The sequence below is a fragment of the Kitasatospora sp. SUK 42 genome (assembly GCF_015776785.2).
In the GTDB taxonomy this organism is placed as follows: domain Bacteria; phylum Actinomycetota; class Actinomycetes; order Streptomycetales; family Streptomycetaceae; genus Kitasatospora.
This window is the reverse complement of record NZ_LFMD02000005.1, coordinates 106,988-129,589: the sequence shown is the minus strand read 5'-3', so window position 1 is coordinate 129,589 and position 22,602 is coordinate 106,988. Positions and strand designations below refer to the sequence as shown.

Sequence of the window (22,602 nt, the reverse complement as noted above, 5' to 3'; positions counted from 1 at the left end):
CCGCGAACCTGCCCTTCCTGCACGCCTATGCCACCGGCCTCGAGCGCGACCGCGCCGGCGTCGACGCCGCTCTCACCCTGCCCTGGCACAACGGCCGCACCGAGGGCGTCAACAACAAGATCAAGCTGCTCAAGCGGCAGACGTACGGCCGCGCCGGACACCGCCTCCTACGCCAGCGCATTCTCCTCAGCTGACACCAGAGCCCAGGGCGATCAACAGCTACGAAAATCTTGTAAGAGCCAGGCTTCCTGGTCAAGGACATGGCGCTGGACGACATCCTCGCCGCCGTGCGGGTGGTCGCCGCCGGGGACGCCCTGATCGCGCCGAGCGTCACCCGGCGGCTGATCGGGGCGTTCGCGGGGCAGCGGCCGCAGCCGTCACGGGTACGGGCGGCCCCGGCGGCCCACCGACTCGGAGTGATCACCGACCGGGAGCGGGAGATCCTCACCCTGGTCGGCCGCGGTCTGTCCAACACCGAGATCGCCGCCGAACTGGTCCTCAGCATCGCCACCGTCAAGACCTACATGACCAGGCTGCTCGCCAAGCTGGACGCCCGCGACCGGGTGCAGCTGGTCATCCTCGCCTACGAGGCGGGCCTGGTCGCCGTCTCCGGCTGACCAGGCCCGTGGGGTTCAGCGCTTGACCGCCACGCCCCCGTACATCGCGATGTCCTGGTCGCGGACCGGCGCCGCGTCGGCGTCCGGCCGCCAGTGGTGGACGAGGGTGACGCCGGGGTCGAGCAGTTCGTAGCCGTCGAAGAAGGCCTCGGTCTCGGCCTTGTCGCGGATCTGCAGGGGGATGCCGCGCGCGTTGTACTCGCGGCCGACGCCGCCGACCCCGACCGGGTCGGTGTCGCCGGTGAACACCGTCAGGGCGAGGAAGCTGCCGGGTGCCAGCGCGTCCATGAAGCGCCGCACGATGCCCTGCGGGTCGTCCTCGTCCAGCACGAAGTGCACGATCGCGATCAGCGACAGCGCCACCGGCTGCGAGAGGTCGAGGACCTCGCGCAGCCGGGGGTTCTCGATGATCGACTCCGGGTCGCGGAAGTCGGCGTCCACGTAACAGGTGCGGCCCTGGGGCGTGCTGTCCATCAGCGCCCGGGCGTGGGTCAGCACGATCGGGTCGTTGTCCACGTACGCGACCCGGGCCTCGGGGTCGATCGACTGGGCGATCTCGTGCACGTTGGGGGAGGTGGGGATGCCGGTGCCGATGTCCAGGAACTGCCGCACCCCGTGGTGCTCGGCGAGGTGGCGCACCGAGCGCTGCATGAAGTCGCGGGTGGTGCGCATGGAGATCGGCAGTGACGGCCAGGCCTGCACCGAGGCGTGCGCGGCGGTCCGGTCCGCCTCGAAGTTGGTCTTGCCGCCGATGAGGTAGTCGTAGACGCGCGCGGAGTGCGGTACGTCCATCCGCAGGTCCACCGATGAGTGGTCCTGCCGCGTCTCCTGCTGGGACCGGGCCTCGTTCGCCATGCTCGCCCTTCCGTTGTTGCTGGGCATCCGTCACCGGCCGCCACGGTGACGGCCGTTGGGGCGCATGGTAACGGTCATTCAGTGCGACTGGATGACGATCCTCAGGCTTGGGCCTCCGGACTCCGCGGCCGGACCCCGGACTGGCGGGGGAGCACCCCGCTGCCGGCCCGCCCGCCGCGTCCGGCCGCCAGCTCCACGGCCGCCCCGATCCAGGCCGCACCGAAGGCCCAGGTCGCCACCCACTCGCACAGGTACAGCGGCCGCACCGGCCAGTCCGCACCGACCCCGGACAACCCGGTGACCAGGGCCGCCAGCAGCGCGAGCAGGATCAGCACCCCGGCCGCCAGGTAGGCGGTACCGACCCGGGCCGGCTGCGCGGAGCGCGGATTGCGGAAGGAGTAGAGGCAGAACAGCGCCAGCATCACGAACAGCAGCGAGGCGAAGACGAGGTGGAACACCCCGACGACGTGCTGAAGCTCCGTCGGGTCCGAGGGCGCCGTCGGGCACAGCGCGACCCCGAGCGCGAACACCCCGGCCGCCGTGCTCCACCGGTCGTCCCGCCGGTCGAAGCGGTAGCAGATCAGGAACACCCCGAGCGCGCACAGCGCCCCGACGAGGACGTTCCGCGTGCTCGTGTAGTACGAGGCGCTCATCGAGACGGGCCAGAACCCGTCCGTACCACGCCCCATGACCTCGTCCGCCAGCCAGTTCCCGAGCGGCAGCGCGGGCGGCAGCAGAATGCCGATCGCGCCGACGCCGAACCGGAGGAACGTGATGGTCCGTTCGTCCTGGACGTTCTGATCTGGTGAGTCGGGGATCCTGTCGCTGAGCCGGTCGTCACTCACGGACGCCTCCTCGCCTTCCGCACGGGCAGCCCTGGCCCGCGGATCGTCCGACCGCTGGGGAATCACGCGCGGCGGTGTCGACGGGAGCGCCGCCGCACGGAAGCGGCCGTCAACTGGTGTACCCGCAAAGGAGATCGACCCACCACCGAATCAGGTGGTTTACCAGGTGGAGGGCCGCGCGGCGTGGACCGGGGCGAGACTCTTCGGGTGAAAAACCGGAGCGGGGCCACCTGGCTGGCGGCTCACCAGCTGCCGGAGAGTTCTTCAGACCATACGTTTTGAATCCGACGCTCACTGCGGCGGCGCTCGTGCCCGGAGTTCATGCGCACTTGCCACGGACCACAAAGCCAAGAGGAACAGTCATGCGCATCACCCGCTGCGCTCTCGTCGCTTCAACGGTGGCGGTTTCCGCCTCGGCCTTCTGCCTGCCCCTCCTCCTCGCGGACCGGATGCCCCAGAGGGCCGATGCCGGGCAGGCCCGCATGGTCAGCGCCCTCGGGGCCCTCGGCGCCCCCGGCGCCTCGTGGGGCGAGGCCGAACCGCCCCCGCCGCTCTCCACGGATCCGGGCACGCAGGGCCCGGTACCCCCCTGCTTCAGCTACGGCGGCCCCTACTGCGGCTGGGTGAGGACGTACTGGGGCGGCTGCGACTGGGACTGGGGCCTGAGCTACGGGTTCAAGGACACCGACGTGATCTGCCGTCACGACCCCCGCCCGAGCCCCTCGGCCACGCCTGCTCCCTCGGCCAAGTCCACCGCCTCGGCGCCCCCCAGCCCCTCGGCGACGCCCGGCCGCGCCCGGCCGCGCCCGACCCCTCGGCCGGACCCGGGCAGCCCGGCCGCGCCGCGCCCCTTCGCCCCGCCTGTTCCCCCGGCCGCGCCCGGTCCCCTGACCGTGCCCGCTCCGGTGGCCACGCCGGGTCCCCTGCCCGCGCCGGGTCCCTCGGCCGCACCCGCGCCCTCCGCCGCGCAGGGCCCCGTGGTCACGCCCCACCCCTTCGTCGTGCCCGGCCCCTTCGCCAAGCCGAGTCCTCCGGGTGTACTCGGCCCCTTCGCCAGGCGGTAGGTCCCTCCGGCGGTCCCGCCCGGGAGGGATCCGGCGACCGACAGCAGCGGCTGTGCGCACCCGTCATCGGCGGGCACGCACAGCCGCTGCTGTCGTGGGGAAGGGAACGTGTCAGAGACGACGCCGGCGGGTCCACGCCGTGGCCAGCAGTCCCAGAACCACCAGCAGACCGCCGGCCGTGATCCCGATGTGCTTCGCGCTCAGAACACCGTCGTGCCGGCCCGCAGCCGCGGCATCGCGGGGAAGAGGGTGGACGGTGCCCCCGGCGCTGGGAGCCGCCGAGGCCGACTGTCCGTTCTTGTCGCCGTCCTCGCCCTGGGACGACGGGGAGGCGGACGGGTCACTCGCGCCGGCGCTCTCACCACCGGACGGATGGGCACGGCCACCGCGGTCATCGTTGTCGGGGCCGTCGTTGCAGTGGGTGACCGGAAAGGGGAACTCCCGTTTGTGGTCGTCGAACGCCTTCACCTCGAAGACCGGGTGCTCCCTGAAGAAGTCGCGGATCTTCCACTGGTACTGGTTGCTGGTCTGGACGGGAAAGTTCACGTCCAAGTACGAGGTGACGAAGAAGTCGTCCCATGGTTCCGACGGTGACTTCTCGGATGACGCGTTCTCGATGACGATGGCCTCCGGTCCCTTCGGGCCGTTCTTCATGATCACCCTGTACTTCCCGTCGATGAGGACGACCCGGTCGGGGCTGTGGCAGTCACGCCAGGGACCGCGGTCGCTCTCGTGTCCCTCCCCGCCCTCACCCCCACCCCAGTTCGGGGGCCCGAGGGGACCGGAGGCGTGCGGTGCGGGCGCCTGGGCGGCGGCGCCTGTCGACGGGGACACGAGGGCGATGGCCACGCCTGCCAGCGACGCTGCGACCCAGGGACGACGGTTCATCCAACGACCTCCGCAAGGGGGGCGACCGCAGGCGACCGCCTGCTGGGCGACGTATTTGACATCTCAAAAGAAGTTAAGACCAGTCGTCTCATCACATTGCGGACATCCTCGGGGAGCCGTGCGCTTGTCACTCAGCCGCAGCAGCTGAGACGACCTACAGCGCCGCCTCGGCGCCCGGGTCCAGGGTGAACTCGGCGTCGTCGGCGTCGTAGTCGTAGAGCTCGCCGTAGCGGCCCCAGTCGATGGCGGTCTCAAGCTGGCGGCGGGCGTCCTCGGTGTCGAAGCCGGCGCGCAGGAGGTCGAGGAAGAGGTCCTCGCGCAGCGTGTGGTCCTCGGTGGCGGCGAGGGCCTGGACGACGGCGCGGACCAGGGGGGCACGGCGGGCGGCCTGACGGGCGAACAGCTGCTTGCTGGTGAGGATGTCGGCGGCGGCGAACTCGCGGCCGGCCGGGGTGATCGCGAAGCGGCCGTCGGTGGTGCGGGCGAGGTCGAGCAGCACGGCGGCGTCGACCAGCGGCAACAGGTCGTCCACCTCGAAGTTCAGCTCGTCGGCGATCTCGGCCAGGCCCTCCTCCCCGCCCATGGCCAGCAGGATCTCCAGCAGGCCGGCCAGCCCGCCGACGGTGGCGGGCGGCAGCGGGGTGGTGATCGGGGTGGCGGCCTGGGGCGCGGCGGGCTCGGCGGCGGGCTGCTCCTCGCGGCCGGTCAGGATGCCGTAGACGGTGTCGACCAGCGCCTCGAACTGCGGGGTGCGCCGGTCGCGCGGGCGGGGCAGGTCGACGGTCAGTTCGGAGCGGATCCGGCCCGGGTTGGAGGAGAGCACCAGGATCCGGTCGGCCAGCAGCACCGCCTCCTCGATGTTGTGGGTGACGATCAGGATGGACTTCACCGGCGCCTCGTGCCCCTCCCACAGGCCGACCAGCTCGTTGCGCAGGTTCTCGGCGGTCAGCACGTCCAGCGCGGAGAACGGCTCGTCCATGAACAGCGCGTCCGGCTCGACCACCAGCGCCCGGGCGAAGCCGACCCGCTGGCGCATCCCGCCGGACAGCTCCTTGGGGTAGGCGCCCTCGAAGCCGTCCAGGCCGATCAGGTCGATCGCCCGCAGCGCCCGCTCGCGCCGCTCGTCCTCGTCCACCCCGCGTGCCTGGAGGCTCAGTTCGACGTTCTGCTGGACGGTGAGCCAGGGCAGCAGCGCGAAGGACTGGAAGACCATCGCCACCCCCGGGTTGGCGGCCCGCAGCGGGGTGCCCCGGTAGGTGACCGTCCCGGAGGACGGCGAGATCAGCCCGGCCAGGCAGCGCAGCAGGGTGGACTTGCCGGAGCCGGACTTGCCGAGCAGGGCGACGATCTCGCCCTCGGCCAGGTGCAGGCTGATGTCGTCGAGCACCGGCAGGGCCCGGCCGTCGGGGGTGGTGAACGTCTTGGTCACGTCGGCGGCCTCGACGATCGTGGTACGGGTGGCGGTGGCCATCGCGGCGGGGCTCCTCGGCTGGCGTGGCGGGCGGGGGGCGTGGGGCGTGGGGGAGGGTCAGAGGGAGTAGCGGGTTTCGGCGAGCCGGTAGAGGCGGCGCCACAGCAGGCGGTTGAGCGCGACCACGTACACGCTCATGACGCTCACCCCGACCAGGATCTTCGGGAAGGCGCCCGTCCCGGTGGCGTCGGCGATGTACGCGCCGAGCCCGGTGGCGGTCAGGTGGTGCGAGCCGTACTGCACCACCTCGGCGACGATGGAGGCGTTCCAGGCGCCGCCGGCCGCGGTGATGCCGCCGGTGACGTAGTACGGGAAGACGGCGGGCAGGATGAACGCCCGCCAGCGCAGCCGCCCCCTGACCTGGAAGCCGGTCATCGCCTCGCGCAGGTCGGTGGGGATCGCGGAGGCCCCGGCGATCACGTTGAACAGGATGTACCACTGCGCGCCGAGCGCCATCAGCAGTACGGAGCCGATGTTCAGTGAGATCCCGAGGGCGACGAAGGCGGCGGTGGCGAAGGGGAAGAGGAAGTTCGCCGGGAAGCTGGCCAGCACCTGCACCACCGGCTGGGCGAACCGGGTGACCTTGGGGTTCATCCCGATCCACACCCCGATCGGCACCCACACCACGGTCGCCGCCGCGAGCAGCACCAGCACCCGGCCGAAGGTGGCCGCGCCGAGCGCGAAGGCGTGGCCGAACTCGCGGAGGCCGACGGTGGTGCTCACGTAGTCGAAGGCCTTCCAGGCGCCGAAGAGCACGACGGCGGTCACCGCCCCGGCGAAGAACACGTCGCCGGCGCGCTCCTGGGAGGCGGGGCGGGCCAGCGGGTGCTCGGCCAGGCCGAAGACCCGGGTGCCCCGGTCCAGCGCGAGCCCGACGGGCCGCAGCGGCCGGGCGACCAGCTCGGGCAGGCTGGAGCGGCGCAGCAGGTCGAGGACGAGGCTGCGCGGACGGTCGGCGGCCTCCGCCTCCTCGACCCGGAAGCGCTCGGACCAGGCCGTCATCGGCCGCCAGAACAGCACGTTGACGCCGATCACCATGACGACCATCACGCCGATCGCGATGCCGACCTGTCCGAGGTTGCCCCTGCCGATGGCGGTGGCGGCGTAGGAGCCGATGCCGGGCAGCGCGTAGTGGTGGTTGAGGACGCTGATCGACTCGGAGGCGGCGAGGAAGAACCAGGCCCCGCCGAAGCTCATCATCCCGTTCCAGACCAGCGGGATCATGCCGCCGGGCACGTCGAGGCGCCAGAACCGCTGCCACTTGGTCAGCCGCATCACCCGGGCCGCCTCGTCGAGTTCTCCCGGCTGGCTGACCAGCGAGTAGTAGAACGCGAAGGTCATGTTCCAGGCCATCGAGGTGAAGATCGCGAAGATCGACGCGCACTCCAGGCCGAGGGTGGAGCCGGGGAAGAGGTTGATGAAGGCGGTGACGGTGACCGACAGGAAGCCGAGGATGGGCACCGACTGGAGGATGTCCAGGACGGGCAGCAGCACCTTCTCGGCCCGCCGGAGCCGGGCCGCGGCGATCGCGTAGACGAAGGTGAACAGCACCGAGGCGACCAGTGCCACGAACATCCGCACCAGCGAGCGGACCGCGTAGTACGGCAGGTTGGAGGGGTCGGTGGAGACGGTGGCGGGGGCCTGGTCGGGCAGGAAGGGCGCGTTCAGCGAGGGGGCGAGCCGCAGCAGCCCGTAGAGCAGGGAGATCAGGGCGGCGGCGACCAGGAGGTCCACCCAGCGGAGCTCGGGCCGGCGCCACACGCCGCGTGAGGGAAAACCGTCGCCGGCCACCCGCACCACCGTCCGTCCGCTGCTCGCCTGTCTGCCGCCGTTGGTCCGGCCGCGCACCAGCCTGACCGCAGTCGTCAGGCCCCGCCACCGGAGCAGTGCCTGAGGGTGGCGGGGCCTGACGGGGGCGGATCAGCGGGTCGGGGTGGCGGCCCCGGTGATGAGCGTGTTGAGGAGGGCGGCCCCGCGCTCGGCGTCGTCGACGCTGACGGCGAAGTCGCTCCCGCGCCGGGTGCGGACCACCAGGCAGTCGCCGCCGCGCAGCATCACCGTGGTGCCGCGGTTGTTGATGCGGTAGCCCCAGCCGCCCGTCTGGCCGGCGGTGCGCTGCTCGGCCCTGGCCGAGAGCAGGTCCTCGGGGGCGAAGCGCCGGGCGGGCCAGCCGAACGGGCCGAAGCCGACGTACAGTCCCGCGGCGGTCACCCGGACCTGGACGGAGGAGCTGAGCAGGAGGACCACCGCTCCCACGGCGAGGGTGACGGCGGTGAACCAGTTGGGCCCGCTCAGCCCGCTCGCCGCGATCAGTGCGATCCCGGCCGCCCCCAGGCCGAGGACGGCGGCGGTCACCTGCATCCAGGCGTTGGCGGCGTGCGAGAGCCAGACGAGCCGGGTGTCGGCCGGGACCTCCAGCGCCGTGGCCGGGTGGGCGGTGGCGTTTTCGGTGCCTCCGGTGCCTCCGGTGGCGGGTGTGCGGGTCGCGAACCAGGCCAGCAGGCCGGCCGCTCCCGCCGCGACGATGACGAGGACCACCTCGATGCCCATCGGCGCGGCGTCCTGCCAGCGGGCGCGGTCCAGGTTGGCGTGCACGACGGAGGTCTGGGCGCCCGTCAGCAGCACGCCGGTGGCGGCCAGAACGGCGGCGAAGTGACCGCGCGCCTGGCCGGGCCGGAAGCGGAAGGCGGCCGCGACGCCGAGCGCCACCAGCAGCCAGATGCCGGCCGGGAACAGCGCCGCCGCCGTCAGCGGCATCGAGCCGTCCGGGTTGCGGCCGCTCCAGTGGGTGGCCACCTGCTCGGGCAGCCGGTCGCGTGCGGCCAGTGGCAGTGCTACGAGCAGCGCCAGCACGCCGAGCGTCCAGGCCACCGCGGCCCAGAGCGCGCCCCGGCGCGCCGGGCGGCCCGTCGCGGGCCGGTCCGTCACGGGCTGTTCGTCCTTCACGACATCCCCCTGATCATGTCCACGAGATCGTTCCTGCTGTAGCCCGCCCGGGCCGCGTCGGCGATCAACTGTCGTACGCGTTCGGTCAGTTCGGAGCGGGTGTCGGCGTCCGTCGCGACCGTGATGCCACGGCCCCGGCGGAACTCCAGCACTCCCTCGTCCCGTAGCGTGCGCAGCCCGCGCAGGACGGTGTTGGTGTTCACTCCCAGCGCCCGCGACAGTTCGCGGGCCGGTGGCAGCTTGTCCCCGGGGGCGCACTCGCCCTCGGCGACGGCGCGTCTGATCGCGCCCGCGACCTGTTCGTGCAGTGGCCGGGCGTCTCCGGTGTCCAGCTTCAGCAACATGGTGCTAATGACGATAGCACCATTCGATCATCGTGTCGGTGTCGCTCGCGCCCGGGCCCGGACCGGCCGACCATGGACCTGGAGGTGGTGCGGTGAGCGGACGGCTGCGGGTCTACCTGGGGGCGGCGCCGGGGGTCGGGAAGACGTACGCCATGCTCGCCGAGGGCCGGCGGCTGCACGACGACGAGGAACTGGACGTCGTCGTCGGCCTGGTCGAGACCTACGGCCGCCGGGGCACCGAGCAGCAGCTCGGCGACCTGCCGGTGCTGCCCCGCCGGACCGTCCACCACCGGGGCGCCGAGTTCACCGAGCTGGACGTCGACGCCCTGCTCGCCCGCCGCCCCCTGCTCGCCCTCGTCGACGAACTCGCCCACACCAACGCCCCCGGCAGCCGCCACGTCAAGCGCTGGGAGGACGTCCGCCAACTGCTCGACGCCGGCATCGACGTCGACACCACCGTCAACATCCAGCACCTGGAGAGCCTCAACGACGTCGTGCAGCAGATCACCGGCGTCGCCCAGCGCGAGCGGATCCCCGACGAGGTCGTGCGCGCCGCCGAGCGGATCGAACTCGTCGACCTCAGCCCGCAGGCCCTGCGCACCCGGATGGCCCAGGGCGACATCTACCCGCCCGACCGGGTCGACGTCGCCCTCGACCACTACTTCCGGGCCGGCAACCTCGGCGCCCTGCGCGAACTCGCCCTGCTCTGGCTCGCCGACCGGGTCGAGGAGGAACTCGCCGACTACCGTGCCCGGCACGGCATCCGCGCACCCTGGGAGACCAAGGAGCGCATCCTCGTCGCCCTCAACGGCGCCCCCCAGGGCGAGCACCTGATCCGCCGCGGCGCCCGCACCGCCACCCGGGTGCACGGCGACCTGATCGGCGTGCACGTGCGCCCCGACGACGGCACCGCCACCCGCGAGCCGGCGGGCCTGGCTGACCAGCGCGCCCTGCTGCACGAACTGCACGGCAGCTACGTCGAGGTCAGCGGCGGCGACGTCGCCCGCACCCTGGTCGACTTCGCGCGCACCGAGAGCGCCACCCAGATCCTGCTCGGCCCCACCGGCCGCAGCCGGCTGCGCGAACTGGCCACCGGCTCGGTCATCAACCGGGTCATCCGGCTGGCCGGCCCGATCGACGTCCGGGTGCTGCCCCCGCCCGAACCCGGCCTGCTCACCGTCCCGGCCGCCCCCAGGCGCCGCCGCCCGGCCGCCGTACCGCTGCACCGCCGCCGGCTCGCCTGGCTGCTCGGCCCGGCCACCGGCATCCTCCTCGCCTGGGCGCTCTCCCCGCTGCGCGGCTCGCTCGCGCTCGGCGGGGTGCTGCTCTGCCTGCTGCTCGCCGTCGCCGCCACCGCCCGGCTCGGCGGCCTGCTGCCCGCCGCCGGCACCACCGCCGCCGGGGCGCTCGCCGCCGACTGGTTCTTCATCAGGCCCTGGCACAGCCTCGCCGTCGAGCGCGGCGCCGACCTCGCCGCGCTGCTGCTCTTCCTCGTCGTCGCCGGGATCATCTCCCACCTCATCGACGGCCTGGCCCGCCGCTCCCAACAGGCCGACCGGGCCCGCGCCGAGGCCGCCGTACTGGCCCGCCTCGCCGGGGAGACGGTCGAGTCCGGGGCCCGGGCGCTGCCCGACCTGGTCGCCGAACTGCGCCAGGTCTTCGGACTGGACGGCGCCGTCGTCCTGGTCCGCACCGGCCGGCTCTGGCAGCCCGCCGCCGCCTCCGGCGCCACCGTCCCGCTGCGCCCCGACGAGGCCTCGCTCGCCGTCGACCTCGGCTCCGACGCCGTCCTCGCGCTGCGCGGACCGGCGCTCGGCGAGGAGGACACCCGGCTGCTGGGCCCGTACGTCACCCAGCTGAAACTGGCCCGCGACCGCGAGCGCCTCGCCGCCCAGGCCGCCGCGGCCGAGACCCTCGCCCACACCGACGCCCTGCACACCGCCCTGCTGGAGGCCGTCGGCCAGGACCTGCGCGCCCCGCTGGCCGCGCTGCGCCGGGAGGCCGCCGAACTGCCGGGCCCGGAGCGGCGACGGATCCGCTCCGAGGCCCGGCGGATGGAGCGGCTGCTCGCCAACCTGCTGGACCTCAGCCGGCTGCGGGCCGGGGAGATCCCGGTGGTGCTGCGGCCCACCGGGCTGGCCCCCGTGGTGGCGGCCGCGCTCTCCGGCGAGCCCGTCGGGGTGCGGACCGCGCTCGGGGGCGGGCTGCCGCAGGTGCTCGCCGACCCCGGCCTGCTGGAGCGGGCCGTGGCCGACGTGCTGGCGGCGGCCGGCCGCCCGGCGGTGGTCGACGCGGGCGCCGTGGCGGGCCGCGTCCACCTGCGGGTGACCGCCCCGGGCGACGCCGAGCCGGCCGGGCTGACCGTCGCCCGGGGCCTGGTGGAGGCGATGAACGGGGAGCTCACCGCCGAACCGGCCCCGGGCGGAGGGACGGCCTACCTGTTCGACCTCCCGATCGCCGCCGTCTAGGGCGCGTCCTGTGCGACTCCTCAGTGCCGCCGCTCGTCCTCGATCAGCCCGAACTCCTGCAGCAGCTCGCCGACCTCGGTGGCCTCCACCCGGCGCAGCAGCCGCTTGCGCAGGAACTCCGGCCCGGGGAGAGCGAGTTCGGCGCCGTCGCGGAGCCGGGTGGTGGCGGCGAGCAGCTTGCGCACGTCGTAGGTGGAGTTGAACACCTCGGGTACGCCGCGCTCGACGCCCATCAGCCGGTACACGGCCTCCATGCCGGTGCGCACCGAGTACTCGGTGGTGAAGATGCAGTCCCGGGTGGTCTCGGCGAACTGGCCGATGAAGGCGAAGTTGACCGCGCCCTCGGGCACCACGTCCGGCCGGTCGCCCGCGTGCCGGGGCAGGAAGAAGGAGGTGACGTACGGCATCATCACCGGCACGCAGCGGGCGGCGTTCGCGGCCAGCTCGGGGATTTCCTCCACCGGAACGCCCAGGTGGTACAGCCACTCCTGGGTGATCTCCTCGCCGGTGCACTCCTGCATCGGCTTCTTCACGTAGTCGCCGGGGCGGTCGACGAACAGCGAGTACACCCAGACCACGATCTGGTCGGCGGGCTGCTGCTTGAAGTGCGGCTGGCGGTTGACCGTCCAGCTCAGCAGCCAGGAGGAGTCGCGGGCGGTGACGATGCCGCCGGTCACCACGCCGCCGCTGAACGGGTCGCGCTTGGCGACCTTCTGGATGTGGTGCGGGATGCGCGCGTCGAGGGTGGTGACGGTCGCGGACTCCCACTTGCTCTCGTCGATGTTGCCGCAGAACACCTCGGGGCGACCGAAGGCCGGGTCCTTGGCGGCGATCCGGCGCCAGAGGTCCCAGGCCGGGGCCGGGCCCTCGTCCAGCCGGGCCGGGGTGTGCTGGTCGCCGTTGTCGGAGTTCTCGGTCAGCGAGCCGATGGTGGTGAACACCAGGTCGTCCACGCCGAGGTCCACCCCGCCCTCCTGGCCGCCCTCGCGCCAGTGGATCCGGGTGGCCTGCTTGCGGCCAGGGGAGAGGTCGAAGTCGATGTCGGTGACCTCGACGTCGAAGCGGAACCGGACACCCTGGTCCATCAGCCAGCGGGTCAGCGGCAGCACGAGGGACTCGTACTGGTTGTACTTGGTGAACTTCAGCGCCGACAGGTCCGGCAGGCCGCCGATGTGGTGGATGAAGCGATGGAGGTAGAGCTTCATCTCCAGCGCGCCGTGCCACTCCTCGAAGGCGAACATGGTGCGCCAGTACAGCCAGAAGTTGCTGTCCAGGAAGTCCTGCGAGAAGACCTCGTTGATCCGCTTGCCCTCCAACTCCTCGCGGGTGGCGAGGAAGATGCGGACGATGTCCTTCTGCGCCTTGTCGTTGAGCGCGAACAGACCGTTCGTCCCGGCGTCCTGGCCACGGCGCTCGGTGACGCGCTGGAGCGAGAAGTTCGGGTCGTCCTTGTTGAGCCAGTAGAACTCGTCCAGCACGGACGCGTTCTCGACCTCCAGCGAGGGCACCGAGCGGAAGAGGTCCCACAGGCACTCCATATGGTCCTCCAGCTCGCGCCCGCCCCGGACGACGAAGCCCTTCTCCGGCTCCTTGATGCCGTCCAGCGCGCCGCCCGCCAGCTTCAGCCGCTCCAGGACGGTGATCCGCTCACCGGGCACCTGCCCGTCGCGGACCAGGAACGCGGCCCCGGCCAGCGAGGCGAGGCCCGATCCCACGAACCACGCCCGCTTGCGCTCGGCCCCCTCGGGCTTCCTCGGCCGGGCGAACGCCTCGTAGTTGCCGCTGCTGTAGAACAAGCCCGCTCTCCCTAGAAAGTTCGGTATCGAACAGCCCGCCGGGTACGCGAGTGCCCGGGGGCCGTTCCGTTCACCAACCATCCATTCACGTGAAAGTGATCTTCGCGCGCTGGTTAGGCCGAACGGGTGAGGCGGGCTCCGGGGGAGCGCGGGTGCCCCGCGCGCGGGCCGCGTATGGACCGCGTAGGGAACGCCCTCCGGGGCGTCAGGGAGGCGTCAAGAAGAGCTGGTCAGCCGCCCCGGACGCGCTTGGCTGGAGCACGACGGAGCACGACGCGACGCGCAACCACACGAGGACGGATCATGCACGGCAACGGGCGGAACGAGGACGGCGGAGCACCCCGGGTGGTGGTCGGGGTCAGCGGATCGCTGGGCAGCCTGGCGGCACTGCACCGAGGGGTCGCTGAGGCCCGCCGCCGCGGCGCCGTCCTGGTGCCGGCCCTCGCCTGGGAACCGCCCGGCGGGGAGCACGGCTACCGGCGCTCGCCCTGCCCGCCGCTGCTGGCCGCCGTACGGGAGGCCGCCGAGCGGCGGCTGACCGAGGCGCTGGACGCCGCCTTCGGCGGGGCCGAGCCCGGCGTCCCGCTGCGCCCCGTGGTCATCCGCGGCGAGACCGGGCCCGCCCTGGTGCACCTCGCCGACCGGCCGGACGACCTGCTGGTCCTCGGCCGCAGCGGCGGCCCGCTGCGCCGCCGGCTGCGGCGCTCGGTGTCCGCCCACTGCGCCCGCACGGCCGGCTGCCCGGTGCTGACCGTCCCGGTGCCCGAGCTGCTGCACGACCTCGAAACGCTGCACCGCCGCACCCGCTGGCACCTGCCGGTCGGCCCCGCACCCGAACTCGTCGCGGCGAAGGGGTAGTTCACGGTGCGGATGTACTCGGCACGGCCCGGCGGCGGCCGCTACCACCCGGTGCTGGAACGGCTCGCCGTCCCCACCTCCGGCAGCGTCGCCCTGCTCACCGGCGGTCTGCTCGCCCTCGGCCTCGGCGGACTCGGCGAACTGCACTCCGGCTGGCTCGCCTTCGCCGCCTACCTGGCCCTGTGCGGCCTGCTCGGCGGCTTCTCCCGGCCCGGCGCCGCGCCGGTGATCGGCCTGGCCGCGTGGCTCTGCTGCAACGCCTTCGCCGAACACCGGCACGCCGAACTCGGCTGGGCCGGACCCTGGCCGGAGGGCGGGCACTTCGCGGCCTTCACCGCCACCGCGCTGCTGGTCTCCCTGCCCACCGCCCTCCCGCGCCGGACGGTACGGGTGGCCCTGCTGCGCTTCGACCGTACGGCCTGAACCGTACGGCCTGAACCGCACGGCCTGGACCGCACGGTTTGAAGCGCCCACAGACGGTCCGCCCCGTTCCGGGCGGACCACGCCGAACCCCGGGCCCCGGCCGGTACTCCGGAGCCCGCGGCAACCGGTGGAAACAGGTAACGGGGTGTCCGACGCCCCGAGGCGGAGTGGCCGCCGTTCGGACAGCGGACCGGCCGGCTGTGGCGGCCCGCAGCGGCCACCCCGTCTGACGGTCGATCTGCCGACCGCGGGTGGGCGGCAGTTCACCGACCCCACCCCGCCGGAGGGGATAAGGCCGCGCAGAATCGCCGTATGCGAATGACGAACACGCCGAGGGCGGCCACGCTCGACGACGCCGAGCCCATCGCCCGCGTGCTGGCCCGGGCCTTCCACGACGACCCGATGATGGCCTGGTTCTTCCCGGACAAGGCCACCCGGCAGACCGGGCTGGGGAGTTACTTCACCACGCTGTTCACCCGGCAGTACGGCCCGCACGGAGTGTGCGAGCGCACCGAGGACGCGGCCGCCTTCTGGGTGCCGCCGCAGGCGCAGGACAAGGCCGTCCCGGACGAGGACACCCTCCGGGAGCTGGCGGACCTCCTCGGCGACCGGGCCGAGCCCTTCCGGCGCTCCGTCGAGGCGGCCGCCGCCAGCTCCCCGCAGGAGCCGCACTGGTACCTGGCGGTGCTGGGCGCCGACCCGGCCGCCCAGAGCCGGGGGCACGGCGCCGCCCTGCTGCGCTCGGGCCTGGCCAGGGCGGACGAGGCGGGGCTGCCGGTCTACCTGGAGTCCTCCAAGGAGGCGAACCTGGCCGTCTACGGGCACTTCGGGTTCGAGGTGCTGCAACAGGTGCACCTGTCGGACGGCGGGCCGACGCTGTGGGTGATGCGCCGGGAGCCCCTGCGCCCGCTCTAGACCCTGTCAGTCCTCGGCGGCGAGTTCGGCCGGGACGGCGAGGACGTCGACCAGGGCCTCGCCGCGCAGGACGGTGAGTGGGAGCGGGTGGCCGATCGCGTCGGCGAGCATCAGGCGCTGGAGCGACTGTGCGCTGCTCATCGGCTCCCCGGCGGCGGTGAGCAGCAGATCGCCCTCGTGCAGCCCGGCCCGGTCGGCGGGCGCCCCGGGGACCACCTCGACGATCCGCAGGCCGGTGCGCTGCCCGGTGCGCTCGCGCAGGACGGGCGGCAGCGGCGCCGGGATCCCGGCGAGGCCCAGGTAGGCGCGGCGGATCCGGCCCTCGGCGAGCAGGGCGGCGATGATCCGGCGGCTGGTGTCGTTGATCGGCACGGCCAGGCCGAGCCCGTTGCCGGCGACGGCGGTGGTGATGCCGACCACCTCGCCGGTGGCCGTGGTCAGCGCGCCGCCCGAGTTGCCGGGGTTGAGGGCGGCGTCGGTCTGGATCACGTCGTCGATGACCCGTGCGGCGTTGCCGGAGCGGGTCGGCAGGGAGCGGCCGAGCGCGCTGACCACGCCCGCCGTGACCGTCCCCGCCAGGCCGAGCGGATTGCCGACGGCGACCACCAGCTGCCCCACCCGCAGCGCGGTGGCCTCGCCCAGGGTGACGGGCGAGGGCGTCGGGCCGTCGGCGCGCAGCACCGCCAGGTCGGAGAGCGGGTCGGCGCCGATGGTGTGGAACGGAGAGGTGGTGCCGTCGCCGAAGGCCAGTGTCCCGGCGTCGGCGTGGCCGACCACATGGGCGTTGGTGAGCAGGAAGCCGTCCTCGGTGAACACCACCGCCGAACCCAGCGCGGTGCTGAACCACCCGCCCCGCCCACGGCGCGGCACCTGGAGCGCCGCGACCCTCGGGGTCACGGCGGCGGCGACGGAGGTGACGATCCGCGAGTAGGCGTCCAGCGGAGCCTCCGCCTCGGGGGCGGTCTCCGGCCCCGGCAGTGTGTCGGCCATGGTGCTCACCCCTCTCGCGAGGTTGTGAGAGATAGCAACAACGGTGGGCTGCTGAGGCTTCCCCTGGATGCCCCGGCCGGCCTGGAGGGGATCGGTCAAGGCCGGGCCCGCCCACCGCGCGGTGGGCGGGCCCGGCCTCAGGGTGCTGCGATCAGCAGCCGGAGATGGTCGTGTCCCGGGACGGGGAGCCGTCGTTCCCGGATGGCATGCCTCAGAGCACCGCCGCGCCCAGGGTGATCGAGGCCAGCAGCATCAGCAGGCCCAGTGCGACGAAGGCGTACTCCAGGCGGGTGCGCTCCCGGCCGTCCACCAGGACCTGGCGCGGGTCCGCCGGGTCGTAGCGCACCGGGACGTAGCCGCCGTCGGGGAGGGGGTGGCGCGAGGTGGAGGGGACGGGGGAGAAGACCTCGACCACCCGGCCGTCCTCGGTCTCGAACTGGAGCAGCGGGCGGGGCGGCAGCGAGCGGTCCTCCGGTGCCGGGACGCGGGCCAGGACCAGCGCCCGCACCGGCACCCCGACCCGGCGCAGCCGCCGCAGTTCGCGCAGCCCGACGACTCCGGCGAGGTAGGCGACCACACCGCCCAGCGCGCCGAACACGACCACGGCGAAACCGGCCGTCCCGCCCACCACGCCTCCCGCACCGAGACTTCCCCCGACCCCAGTATCACGTCCCGACTCCAGTATCACGCACCGGCGGTGTCACGCACCGGCGGCGGTCCTGACGCCCCGGAACGGTCCAGTCCACTGGTGAACCCCAGCGCCCCGGTGGTCTGGTGGCGGCGGGGAACCGTGGGCCGAGTGCTCACACCTCGGTGAGCGGGGCGCTCGGGTCGGCCAGCGCCTTGGCGTCCACCACCCGCCCCGAGCGCACCAGTTCGCGGATCGGGTCGGTGACGTCCCAGATGTTGACGTTCATCCCCGCGAGGACCCGGCCGCCGGAGAGCCAGAACGCGATGAACTCGCGGGTGGCCGGATCCCCTCGGAACACCACCTGGTCGTAGCCGCCCGGCTCGACGTAGCCGACGTACTCCATTCCCAGGTCGTACTGGTCCGTGAAGAAGTAGGGGATGCGGTCGTACACCGCGTCCGGCTGCCCGAGCAGGGCGCGGGCGGCGATCTGCGGCTGGTTGACGGCGTTGGCCCAGTGCTCGACCCGGATGTGCCTGCCGAACAGCGGGTGGTAGGCGTTGGCGACGTCCCCGGCCGCGTAGACGTCCGGGTCCGAGGTGCGCAGGTGCTGGTCGGTCTTGATGCCGTTGTCGAGCTCCAGCCCGGCCGCCTCGGCCAGCGCTGTGGCGGGGGAGATGCCGATGCCCACCACCACCGCGTCGGCCGCCACCTCGGTGCCGTCGCCGAGCCGCACCCCGCTCACCGTGCCGCCGGAGCCGGTCAGTTCGGTCACCTGGACGCCGAAGCGCAGGTCCACGCCGTGGTCGCGGTGCAGGTCCGCGAAGACCTGGGCGACCTCCCGGCCCAGCACCCGCAGCAGCGGCAGCTCCAGTGTCTCCAGCACCGTCACCTCGGCGCCCGCCGTCCGGGCCGCGGCCGCCACCTCCAGGCCGATCCAGCCCGCGCCGACCACCGCGATCCGGGCGCCGGGGCGCAGCACCTCCTTGATCCGGTCGCTGTCCTCGACCCGGCGCAGGTAGAGCACGCCGTCCTGGTCCGCGCCGGGCACCGGCAGCCGGCGCGGCACCGAGCCGGTGGTCAGCAGCAGCTTGGCGTACTGCACCTGGCCGTTGTCGGCGAGCGTCACGGTGTGCGCGGCCGGGTCGATGGCGGCGACCGCCGTGCCCAGGCGCAGCGTGATGTCGTGCTCGGCGTACCACTGCGGCTGGTGGACGTAGATCTTGTCCCTGGGCTCCTTGTCGAGCAGGTACTCCTTGGACAGCGGCGGCCGCTCGTACGGCCGCTCGTGCTCCTCGCCGATCAGGACGATGCCGCCCTCGTACCCGGCCTCGCGCAGTGCCTGCGCCGCCTTGGCGCCGCCGAGCGACGCCCCGACGATGACGATCGGGCGCTCGTGCGGGTCGCCCGCTCCGCCCGCTCCGCCCGCTCCGCCTGCTTCGGTCGAACCGCCTGCTCCGGTCGCACCGGTGTCCGTGCCAGCCATGCCCAACTCCTCGCTCTCCGGCCGTGATCCAGGGCCAGACTGCCGCCGTCCGGGTGGCGTGTCGAGACCGCGCCGGGCGCGCCGCGCCGTGCTCGCCCGTTCGAGTGAACGTGCGGCCCTACCGGGTCATCGCGTCCCTGACCAGCGCGGTGTCGGTGAACTGCTCGAAACGGACGATCCGGCCTCCGCGCACCGTGAAGTGGTGGGCCATCCGGACCGTGAGCGGCGCGCGGGTGGTCTTGTGGACGGCCGTGTAGCGGCCCAGCACCACCACGTCCTCGCCGTCCACCACGTAGACGTCGTCGTGAGCCGTCCAGTTGTCCCACTCGGCGGCCAGGCGCTCCATCACGTTGGCGGTGACGCCCTTGGGGGTGCGGTAGGTGCCGGCCAGCGGGAAGCCGGCCATCTCGGTCCACTCGACGTCCTCGGCGAGGGTGGCGCGCAGCGCCGACAGGTCGCCCCTGGCGGAGGCCAGGTACTGGCGGCGGACCACGTCGGCGGGGGCGGGCGACTCGGCGAACCCGGCGACGTCCCGGGGGATCTCGATCATCGTGCGCTCATTTCCAGGCCATTTCGCCCATGACGACCTTGGTGCCGATGTCGACCGCGATCTTCAGCCCGAGCTGCGGGAAGCGCCGTTCCAGCGCCTCCTTGGCGGCGGTCGCGTCCGTGGCCCGGCCGATCTCGGTCTCGAAGGCCCGCAGGTAGGCGCGGGTGTGGTCGACGGCGTTCAGGTCGGTGGGTGCACCGGCGGTGCGGTGGCCGGCCGCCACCCAGGTCGGATGGAGCGCCTCGATGCCGTCCAACAGGTCGATCCAGGCCGCCCGTTGGGTGGAGGTCGGGGTGTCGGCCGTCCACACGTGCAGGCCCTCGAAGAGCAGCACCCCGCCGAGCACCGCACGGTGGTGGTGCTGCCACAGGTAGTGCCGGTCGGGCAGGTGGAAGTCGGCGCCGCGCAGCTCGAACCGGTGCCCCTCGAAGACGATCTCGTCCCCGTGCATCACCTCGGGCCTGACCAGCCGGGTGGCCAGCTCGGGCCCGAGGCGGGACCAGGCGCGCAGCTTGTCGTCGAAGGTCTCCTGGATGTGCTCGACGGTCGAGGCGGTGGCCAGGAAGCGGGCCTGCGGGAAGGCGTCCTGGATCTCCTGGGCGCCGAAGTAGAAGTCCGGGTCGCCGTGGCTGATGAACACGGTGGTCAGCCGCCTGCCGCTCGCCCGGACCCGCTCGGCCAGGCGGCGCCCGTCGGAGCGGGTGAACCCGGCGTCCACCAGGAGGGCGTCGTTGGGGCCGGTGACCAGGACGGAGGTCTTGTTGAGCGAGCTGTCGGGGGAGTCGATGATCTCGAAGTCAAGAGCGCTCACGGATGTCGGTGTCCTTCCTCGGGCCGGGCACGCCTCGCCGCAAGCATCGGCGCTGCGGCCCCGGCCCGCATCCGGAGAGCCTGCGGGTCCGGAGCGGGTCCGGAGCGCGTTCGGACCGTGGGGCACCGCTACTCCGCCGGCCCCAGCCGCAGGACCGCCAGCGCCCCGAGCGCCGTGGCGGCCGCCAGGGGGGCCCACAGCAGCCCCGGCCCGGCCGCCAGCAGCGCCGTCAGCACGGCCGGCGCCGCCGCCCGGCCGACCCCCATCGACAGCTCCCAGCGCGCCAGCGCCCGCCCGAGCAGGTGCGGCGGGGCCGAGGCCGTCACCAGGGCCGTACCCGAGCCGGTGTAGAGGATCTCGCCCAGCGTGTACGGCACCGACACCAGCACGATGCCCACCGCCCCGGCCGTACCGCCCAGCGACCCGACCGCCCAGAAGCCCAGGTACGAGGCGGCCAGCGCCGCCCCCGAGACCGCCAGCACGGCCCGCCGCGAGCGCTTCGCCAGCCGGAGCACCAACGCCAGCTGCAGCGCGATCACCAGCACCGTGTTGCCCACGAACACGCCCGAGGACCAGGCCGGGGAGGCGTGCAGCTGCAACACCAGCAGTGCGGGCAGCGCCACCTCCAACACGTCGAAGCAGAACGCGTACGGCAGGTTGGCGAGGCTCAGCAGGCTGATCCGGCGCAGCGGCTCGCCCGCCGCCTCGACGCTCCCGGCCTGTTCGACGGTCCGCTGCGGCGCCCGGACCCGCAGCGAGGCCACCAGCAGGGCGGCGACCACGCAGGCCGCGCCCGTCACCCCGGCCAGCAGCCGGATCACGCCCGCCCCGCCCGTCACCGCGACGGTCGCCAGCAGCGCGCCCGCGCCCATGCCCGCGTTGCGCAGCGAGCGCCCGGCGGCGAGCGCGGCGTCCCGCAGCCGTCCCTCGGTCAGCGTGCTGACCACGGCGGCGTGCGTGGTCGGCCAGGACTGGCTGCCCACCCCGAACAGCACCGCCGCCGCGGTGAAGCCCGCCAGGTCGTGCGCGAGCAGCAGCGCGAGCGCCCCCGCCGCCCGCAGCACCAGCGTCACGGCGGCGGGCAGGGTACGGGCGCCGCGGTCGATCCAGCGGCCGGTCAGCGGCACCGCCAGCAGGCCCGCGACCATCCCCGCCGACAGGGCCAGCCCGACCGCCCCGGCGTGCAGGTGCAGCACCCCCACGCCGTACAGCAGCAGGAACGGACGCAGCATGCCGCCGCCCACCGCGTCCACTGCGAGCGCCACCGCGTACCGGGGGCCGCCGGCGGCGGTCAGCAGGCTCAGCAGCGCGGACGGGCCGTGGCCGGTGCCGATCGGCGGGGCGGGCCGCTCGCCGGTGCGGGCGGCGGCGTGGTCATGGACGGACTTCTCCTGGATCAGGCTCATGGCCGGTACCGTCCGCCAGGGCCGGGCCGTCTGGCACGTGGATTGACGCTTCCCGTCAATCGGTGGGAGCCGGGGTGAGGGCGGGTGGCAGGATCATGGTCGTGAGTTTGACGATCGACATCACCGGACTGCCCGAGGAGCGCCTGCTCTTCACGCCGTCCCCGCTCGGCGAGCTGAACGCCATGCTGCACGTGCTCGCCGAGCCCGCGCACCACCCCGTGCTGCACGGCTGGGCCAGCTGCACCACCGCCGTGATCCCGCCCGAGCTGTCCGAGCGGCTGCTGGAGGCCGACTTCCTCTGGCGCTCCTCGCGCGCCGACTTCCTCGTCCCCGGTCTGCCCGGCGCCACCCTCGCCGAGGAGCTCGACGCCGTCGACCGGATCGACGACGAGCTGTACGTCGCCGCCGCCCTCATCACCACCTGCGGCTCCTCCCGGCTCACCGGCCGGATGGACTCCCCGCTCACCGACCCGGTCGCCAACGAGCGGGCCCGGGAGCTCGCCCTCGCCCGGGGCCCCCGTCAGGCCGCCTTCGCCGACCGGCTGCTCGCCGACCCGCCCGCCGTCCGGGCCCTGGTGCGGCGGATGCTGGAGGAGTGCCAGTCCGCGTTCTTCGCCGACGCCTGGCAGCGCGTCCTGCCCGACCTCGCCGCCGACGCCCGCCGCAAGGCCGACCTGCTCGCCCGACGGGGCCTCGCCGAGGCGCTCGCCGACATCTCGCCCTCCGTCACCCTCGACCAGGGCGGGGACGGACGGCGCCGGATCGTCATCGACAAGCTCCAGGACAACACCACCAGCGGCACCGACGCCGGGGGCGTCACCTTCATCCCCACCGCCTTCGGCCGCCCGCACCTCCTGGTGGTGCACGCGCACGGCTGGCGGCCCGTTCTCCAGTACCCCGTCGCCGAGGCGGGCGTGCCCGAACCGGTGTCGCTCGCCCTCGTCCAGCAGCGCCTGGAGGCGCTCGCCCACCCCGTCCGGCTGCGCCTGGCCCGCACCATGGCCCGCGGCCCGCACACCACCGGCGAGCTGGCCGCCGCCTGGCAGCTCAGCGCCCCCGAGGTGTCCCGTCACCTGGCCGTGCTGCGCAAGGCCGGGCTGCTGACCACCCAGCGGCGCGGGCGGTACATGCTCTACCAGCTGGACCTGGCGGGCAGCGCCCGGCTCGGCTCCGACCTGCTGGAGGCGGTGCTGCGGTGAACCGGTTCGCCGGAGCGGAGGGGAACAGCGGTCGCCCGGAGC

21 protein-coding genes and 1 pseudogene are annotated in these 22,602 nt (G+C 73.5%); 8 read left to right on the top strand and 14 right to left on the bottom strand.

Annotated elements, in window-relative coordinates; all coding sequences use genetic code 11:
• Together RZ50_RS19250 and RZ50_RS19245 are read left to right on the top strand one after the other, a co-directional pair.
• On the top strand, window positions 1–194 hold a 194-nt coding region (locus tag RZ50_RS19250), incomplete at its 5' end, for a transposase (RefSeq protein WP_217680663.1).
• Window positions 195–242: 48 nt separating this feature from the next.
• Window positions 243–617 (top strand): annotated as a pseudogene (locus RZ50_RS19245) (response regulator transcription factor); the annotation flags it as partial.
• 15 nt (window positions 618–632) lie between these two features.
• Here the strand turns inward: RZ50_RS19245 and RZ50_RS19240 are convergent.
• Both RZ50_RS19240 and RZ50_RS19235 read right to left on the bottom strand, forming a co-directional pair.
• On the bottom strand, window positions 633–1,472 hold the full coding sequence (locus RZ50_RS19240; RefSeq protein ID WP_217680662.1) for an SAM-dependent methyltransferase: 840 nt from the start codon (window positions 1,470–1,472) through the stop codon (window positions 633–635).
• Between the two features lie 101 nt (window positions 1,473–1,573).
• A complete protein-coding gene (locus RZ50_RS19235; RefSeq protein ID WP_217680661.1) occupies window positions 1,574–2,317 on the bottom strand; it encodes a hypothetical protein in 744 nt (247 codons plus the stop codon).
• Between the two features lie 362 nt (window positions 2,318–2,679).
• On the opposite strand from RZ50_RS19235, the gene RZ50_RS19230 reads away from it, so the two are divergent.
• Complete coding sequence (locus tag RZ50_RS19230; protein WP_217680660.1) at window positions 2,680–3,381, top strand: hypothetical protein; 702 nt, start codon at window positions 2,680–2,682, stop codon at window positions 3,379–3,381.
• A gap of 111 nt (window positions 3,382–3,492) precedes the next feature.
• On the opposite strand, the gene RZ50_RS19225 is transcribed toward RZ50_RS19230, so the two are convergent.
• The 5 genes from RZ50_RS19225 to RZ50_RS19205 form a co-directional block, all read right to left on the bottom strand.
• Window positions 3,493–4,041, bottom strand: a complete 549-nt coding sequence (locus tag RZ50_RS19225) for a hypothetical protein (protein ID WP_217680659.1) — start codon at window positions 4,039–4,041, stop codon at window positions 3,493–3,495.
• A gap of 382 nt (window positions 4,042–4,423) precedes the next feature.
• Window positions 4,424–5,740, bottom strand: coding sequence for a nitrate/sulfonate/bicarbonate ABC transporter ATP-binding protein (locus RZ50_RS19220; RefSeq protein WP_217680658.1), 1,317 nt, complete (start codon window positions 5,738–5,740; stop codon window positions 4,424–4,426).
• Window positions 5,741–5,797: 57 nt separating this feature from the next.
• Complete coding sequence (locus RZ50_RS19215; protein WP_308271864.1) at window positions 5,798–7,588, bottom strand: ABC transporter permease subunit; 1,791 nt, start codon at window positions 7,586–7,588, stop codon at window positions 5,798–5,800.
• A 72-nt stretch (window positions 7,589–7,660) separates the two neighbouring features.
• Entirely contained in the window at window positions 7,661–8,668 is a 1,008-nt protein-coding gene (locus tag RZ50_RS19210; RefSeq protein WP_196950209.1) for a DUF1648 domain-containing protein, read from the bottom strand.
• Between the two features lie 14 nt (window positions 8,669–8,682).
• Window positions 8,683–9,030, bottom strand: a complete 348-nt coding sequence (locus RZ50_RS19205) for a GntR family transcriptional regulator (protein ID WP_196950210.1) — start codon at window positions 9,028–9,030, stop codon at window positions 8,683–8,685.
• A gap of 92 nt (window positions 9,031–9,122) precedes the next feature.
• On the opposite strand from RZ50_RS19205, the gene RZ50_RS19200 reads away from it, so the two are divergent.
• Complete coding sequence (locus RZ50_RS19200) at window positions 9,123–11,498, top strand: DUF4118 domain-containing protein (protein ID WP_217680656.1); 2,376 nt, start codon at window positions 9,123–9,125, stop codon at window positions 11,496–11,498.
• A gap of 20 nt (window positions 11,499–11,518) precedes the next feature.
• Here RZ50_RS19200 and RZ50_RS19195 read toward each other — a convergent pair whose 3' ends face one another.
• Window positions 11,519–13,294, bottom strand: coding sequence for an oleate hydratase (locus RZ50_RS19195; RefSeq protein WP_196949292.1), 1,776 nt, complete (start codon window positions 13,292–13,294; stop codon window positions 11,519–11,521).
• A 303-nt stretch (window positions 13,295–13,597) separates the two neighbouring features.
• Here RZ50_RS19195 and RZ50_RS19190 point away from each other — a divergent pair, with 303 nt between their 5' ends.
• The 3 genes from RZ50_RS19190 to RZ50_RS19180 all read left to right on the top strand — a co-directional run bounded on the left by RZ50_RS19190 (window position 13,598) and on the right by RZ50_RS19180 (window position 15,490).
• Complete coding sequence (locus tag RZ50_RS19190) at window positions 13,598–14,152, top strand: universal stress protein (RefSeq protein ID WP_196949293.1); 555 nt, start codon at window positions 13,598–13,600, stop codon at window positions 14,150–14,152.
• A 12-nt stretch (window positions 14,153–14,164) separates the two neighbouring features.
• Entirely contained in the window at window positions 14,165–14,575 is a 411-nt protein-coding gene (locus RZ50_RS19185; RefSeq protein ID WP_217680654.1) for a hypothetical protein, read from the top strand.
• 312 nt (window positions 14,576–14,887) lie between these two features.
• Window positions 14,888–15,490 (top strand): N-acetyltransferase, encoded by a 603-nt coding sequence (locus RZ50_RS19180; protein ID WP_196949295.1) that lies wholly within the window; start codon window positions 14,888–14,890, stop codon window positions 15,488–15,490.
• Window positions 15,491–15,496: 6 nt separating this feature from the next.
• Here RZ50_RS19180 and RZ50_RS19175 read toward each other — a convergent pair whose 3' ends face one another.
• From RZ50_RS19175 to RZ50_RS19150, 6 genes are all read right to left on the bottom strand, one after another.
• A complete protein-coding gene (locus tag RZ50_RS19175; RefSeq protein WP_196949296.1) occupies window positions 15,497–16,480 on the bottom strand; it encodes a S1C family serine protease in 984 nt (327 codons plus the stop codon).
• A gap of 211 nt (window positions 16,481–16,691) precedes the next feature.
• Complete coding sequence (locus RZ50_RS19170) at window positions 16,692–17,108, bottom strand: DUF3592 domain-containing protein (RefSeq protein WP_308271862.1); 417 nt, start codon at window positions 17,106–17,108, stop codon at window positions 16,692–16,694.
• Between the two features lie 175 nt (window positions 17,109–17,283).
• Window positions 17,284–18,594 (bottom strand): NAD(P)/FAD-dependent oxidoreductase, encoded by a 1,311-nt coding sequence (locus tag RZ50_RS19165; protein ID WP_196949297.1) that lies wholly within the window; start codon window positions 18,592–18,594, stop codon window positions 17,284–17,286.
• A 118-nt stretch (window positions 18,595–18,712) separates the two neighbouring features.
• Complete coding sequence (locus tag RZ50_RS19160; protein WP_196949298.1) at window positions 18,713–19,144, bottom strand: nuclear transport factor 2 family protein; 432 nt, start codon at window positions 19,142–19,144, stop codon at window positions 18,713–18,715.
• A gap of 7 nt (window positions 19,145–19,151) precedes the next feature.
• The gene (locus tag RZ50_RS19155) at window positions 19,152–19,955 is read right to left on the bottom strand and encodes an MBL fold metallo-hydrolase (RefSeq protein WP_196949299.1); all 804 of its coding nucleotides are present in this window, start codon (window positions 19,953–19,955) and stop codon (window positions 19,152–19,154) included.
• 128 nt (window positions 19,956–20,083) lie between these two features.
• On the bottom strand, window positions 20,084–21,361 hold the full coding sequence (locus RZ50_RS19150) for an MFS transporter (protein WP_217680652.1): 1,278 nt from the start codon (window positions 21,359–21,361) through the stop codon (window positions 20,084–20,086).
• 101 nt (window positions 21,362–21,462) lie between these two features.
• On the opposite strand from RZ50_RS19150, the gene RZ50_RS19145 reads away from it, so the two are divergent.
• Window positions 21,463–22,560 (top strand): DUF5937 family protein, encoded by a 1,098-nt coding sequence (locus RZ50_RS19145; protein ID WP_196949370.1) that lies wholly within the window; start codon window positions 21,463–21,465, stop codon window positions 22,558–22,560.
• Window positions 22,561–22,602: the final 42 nt, after the last annotated feature.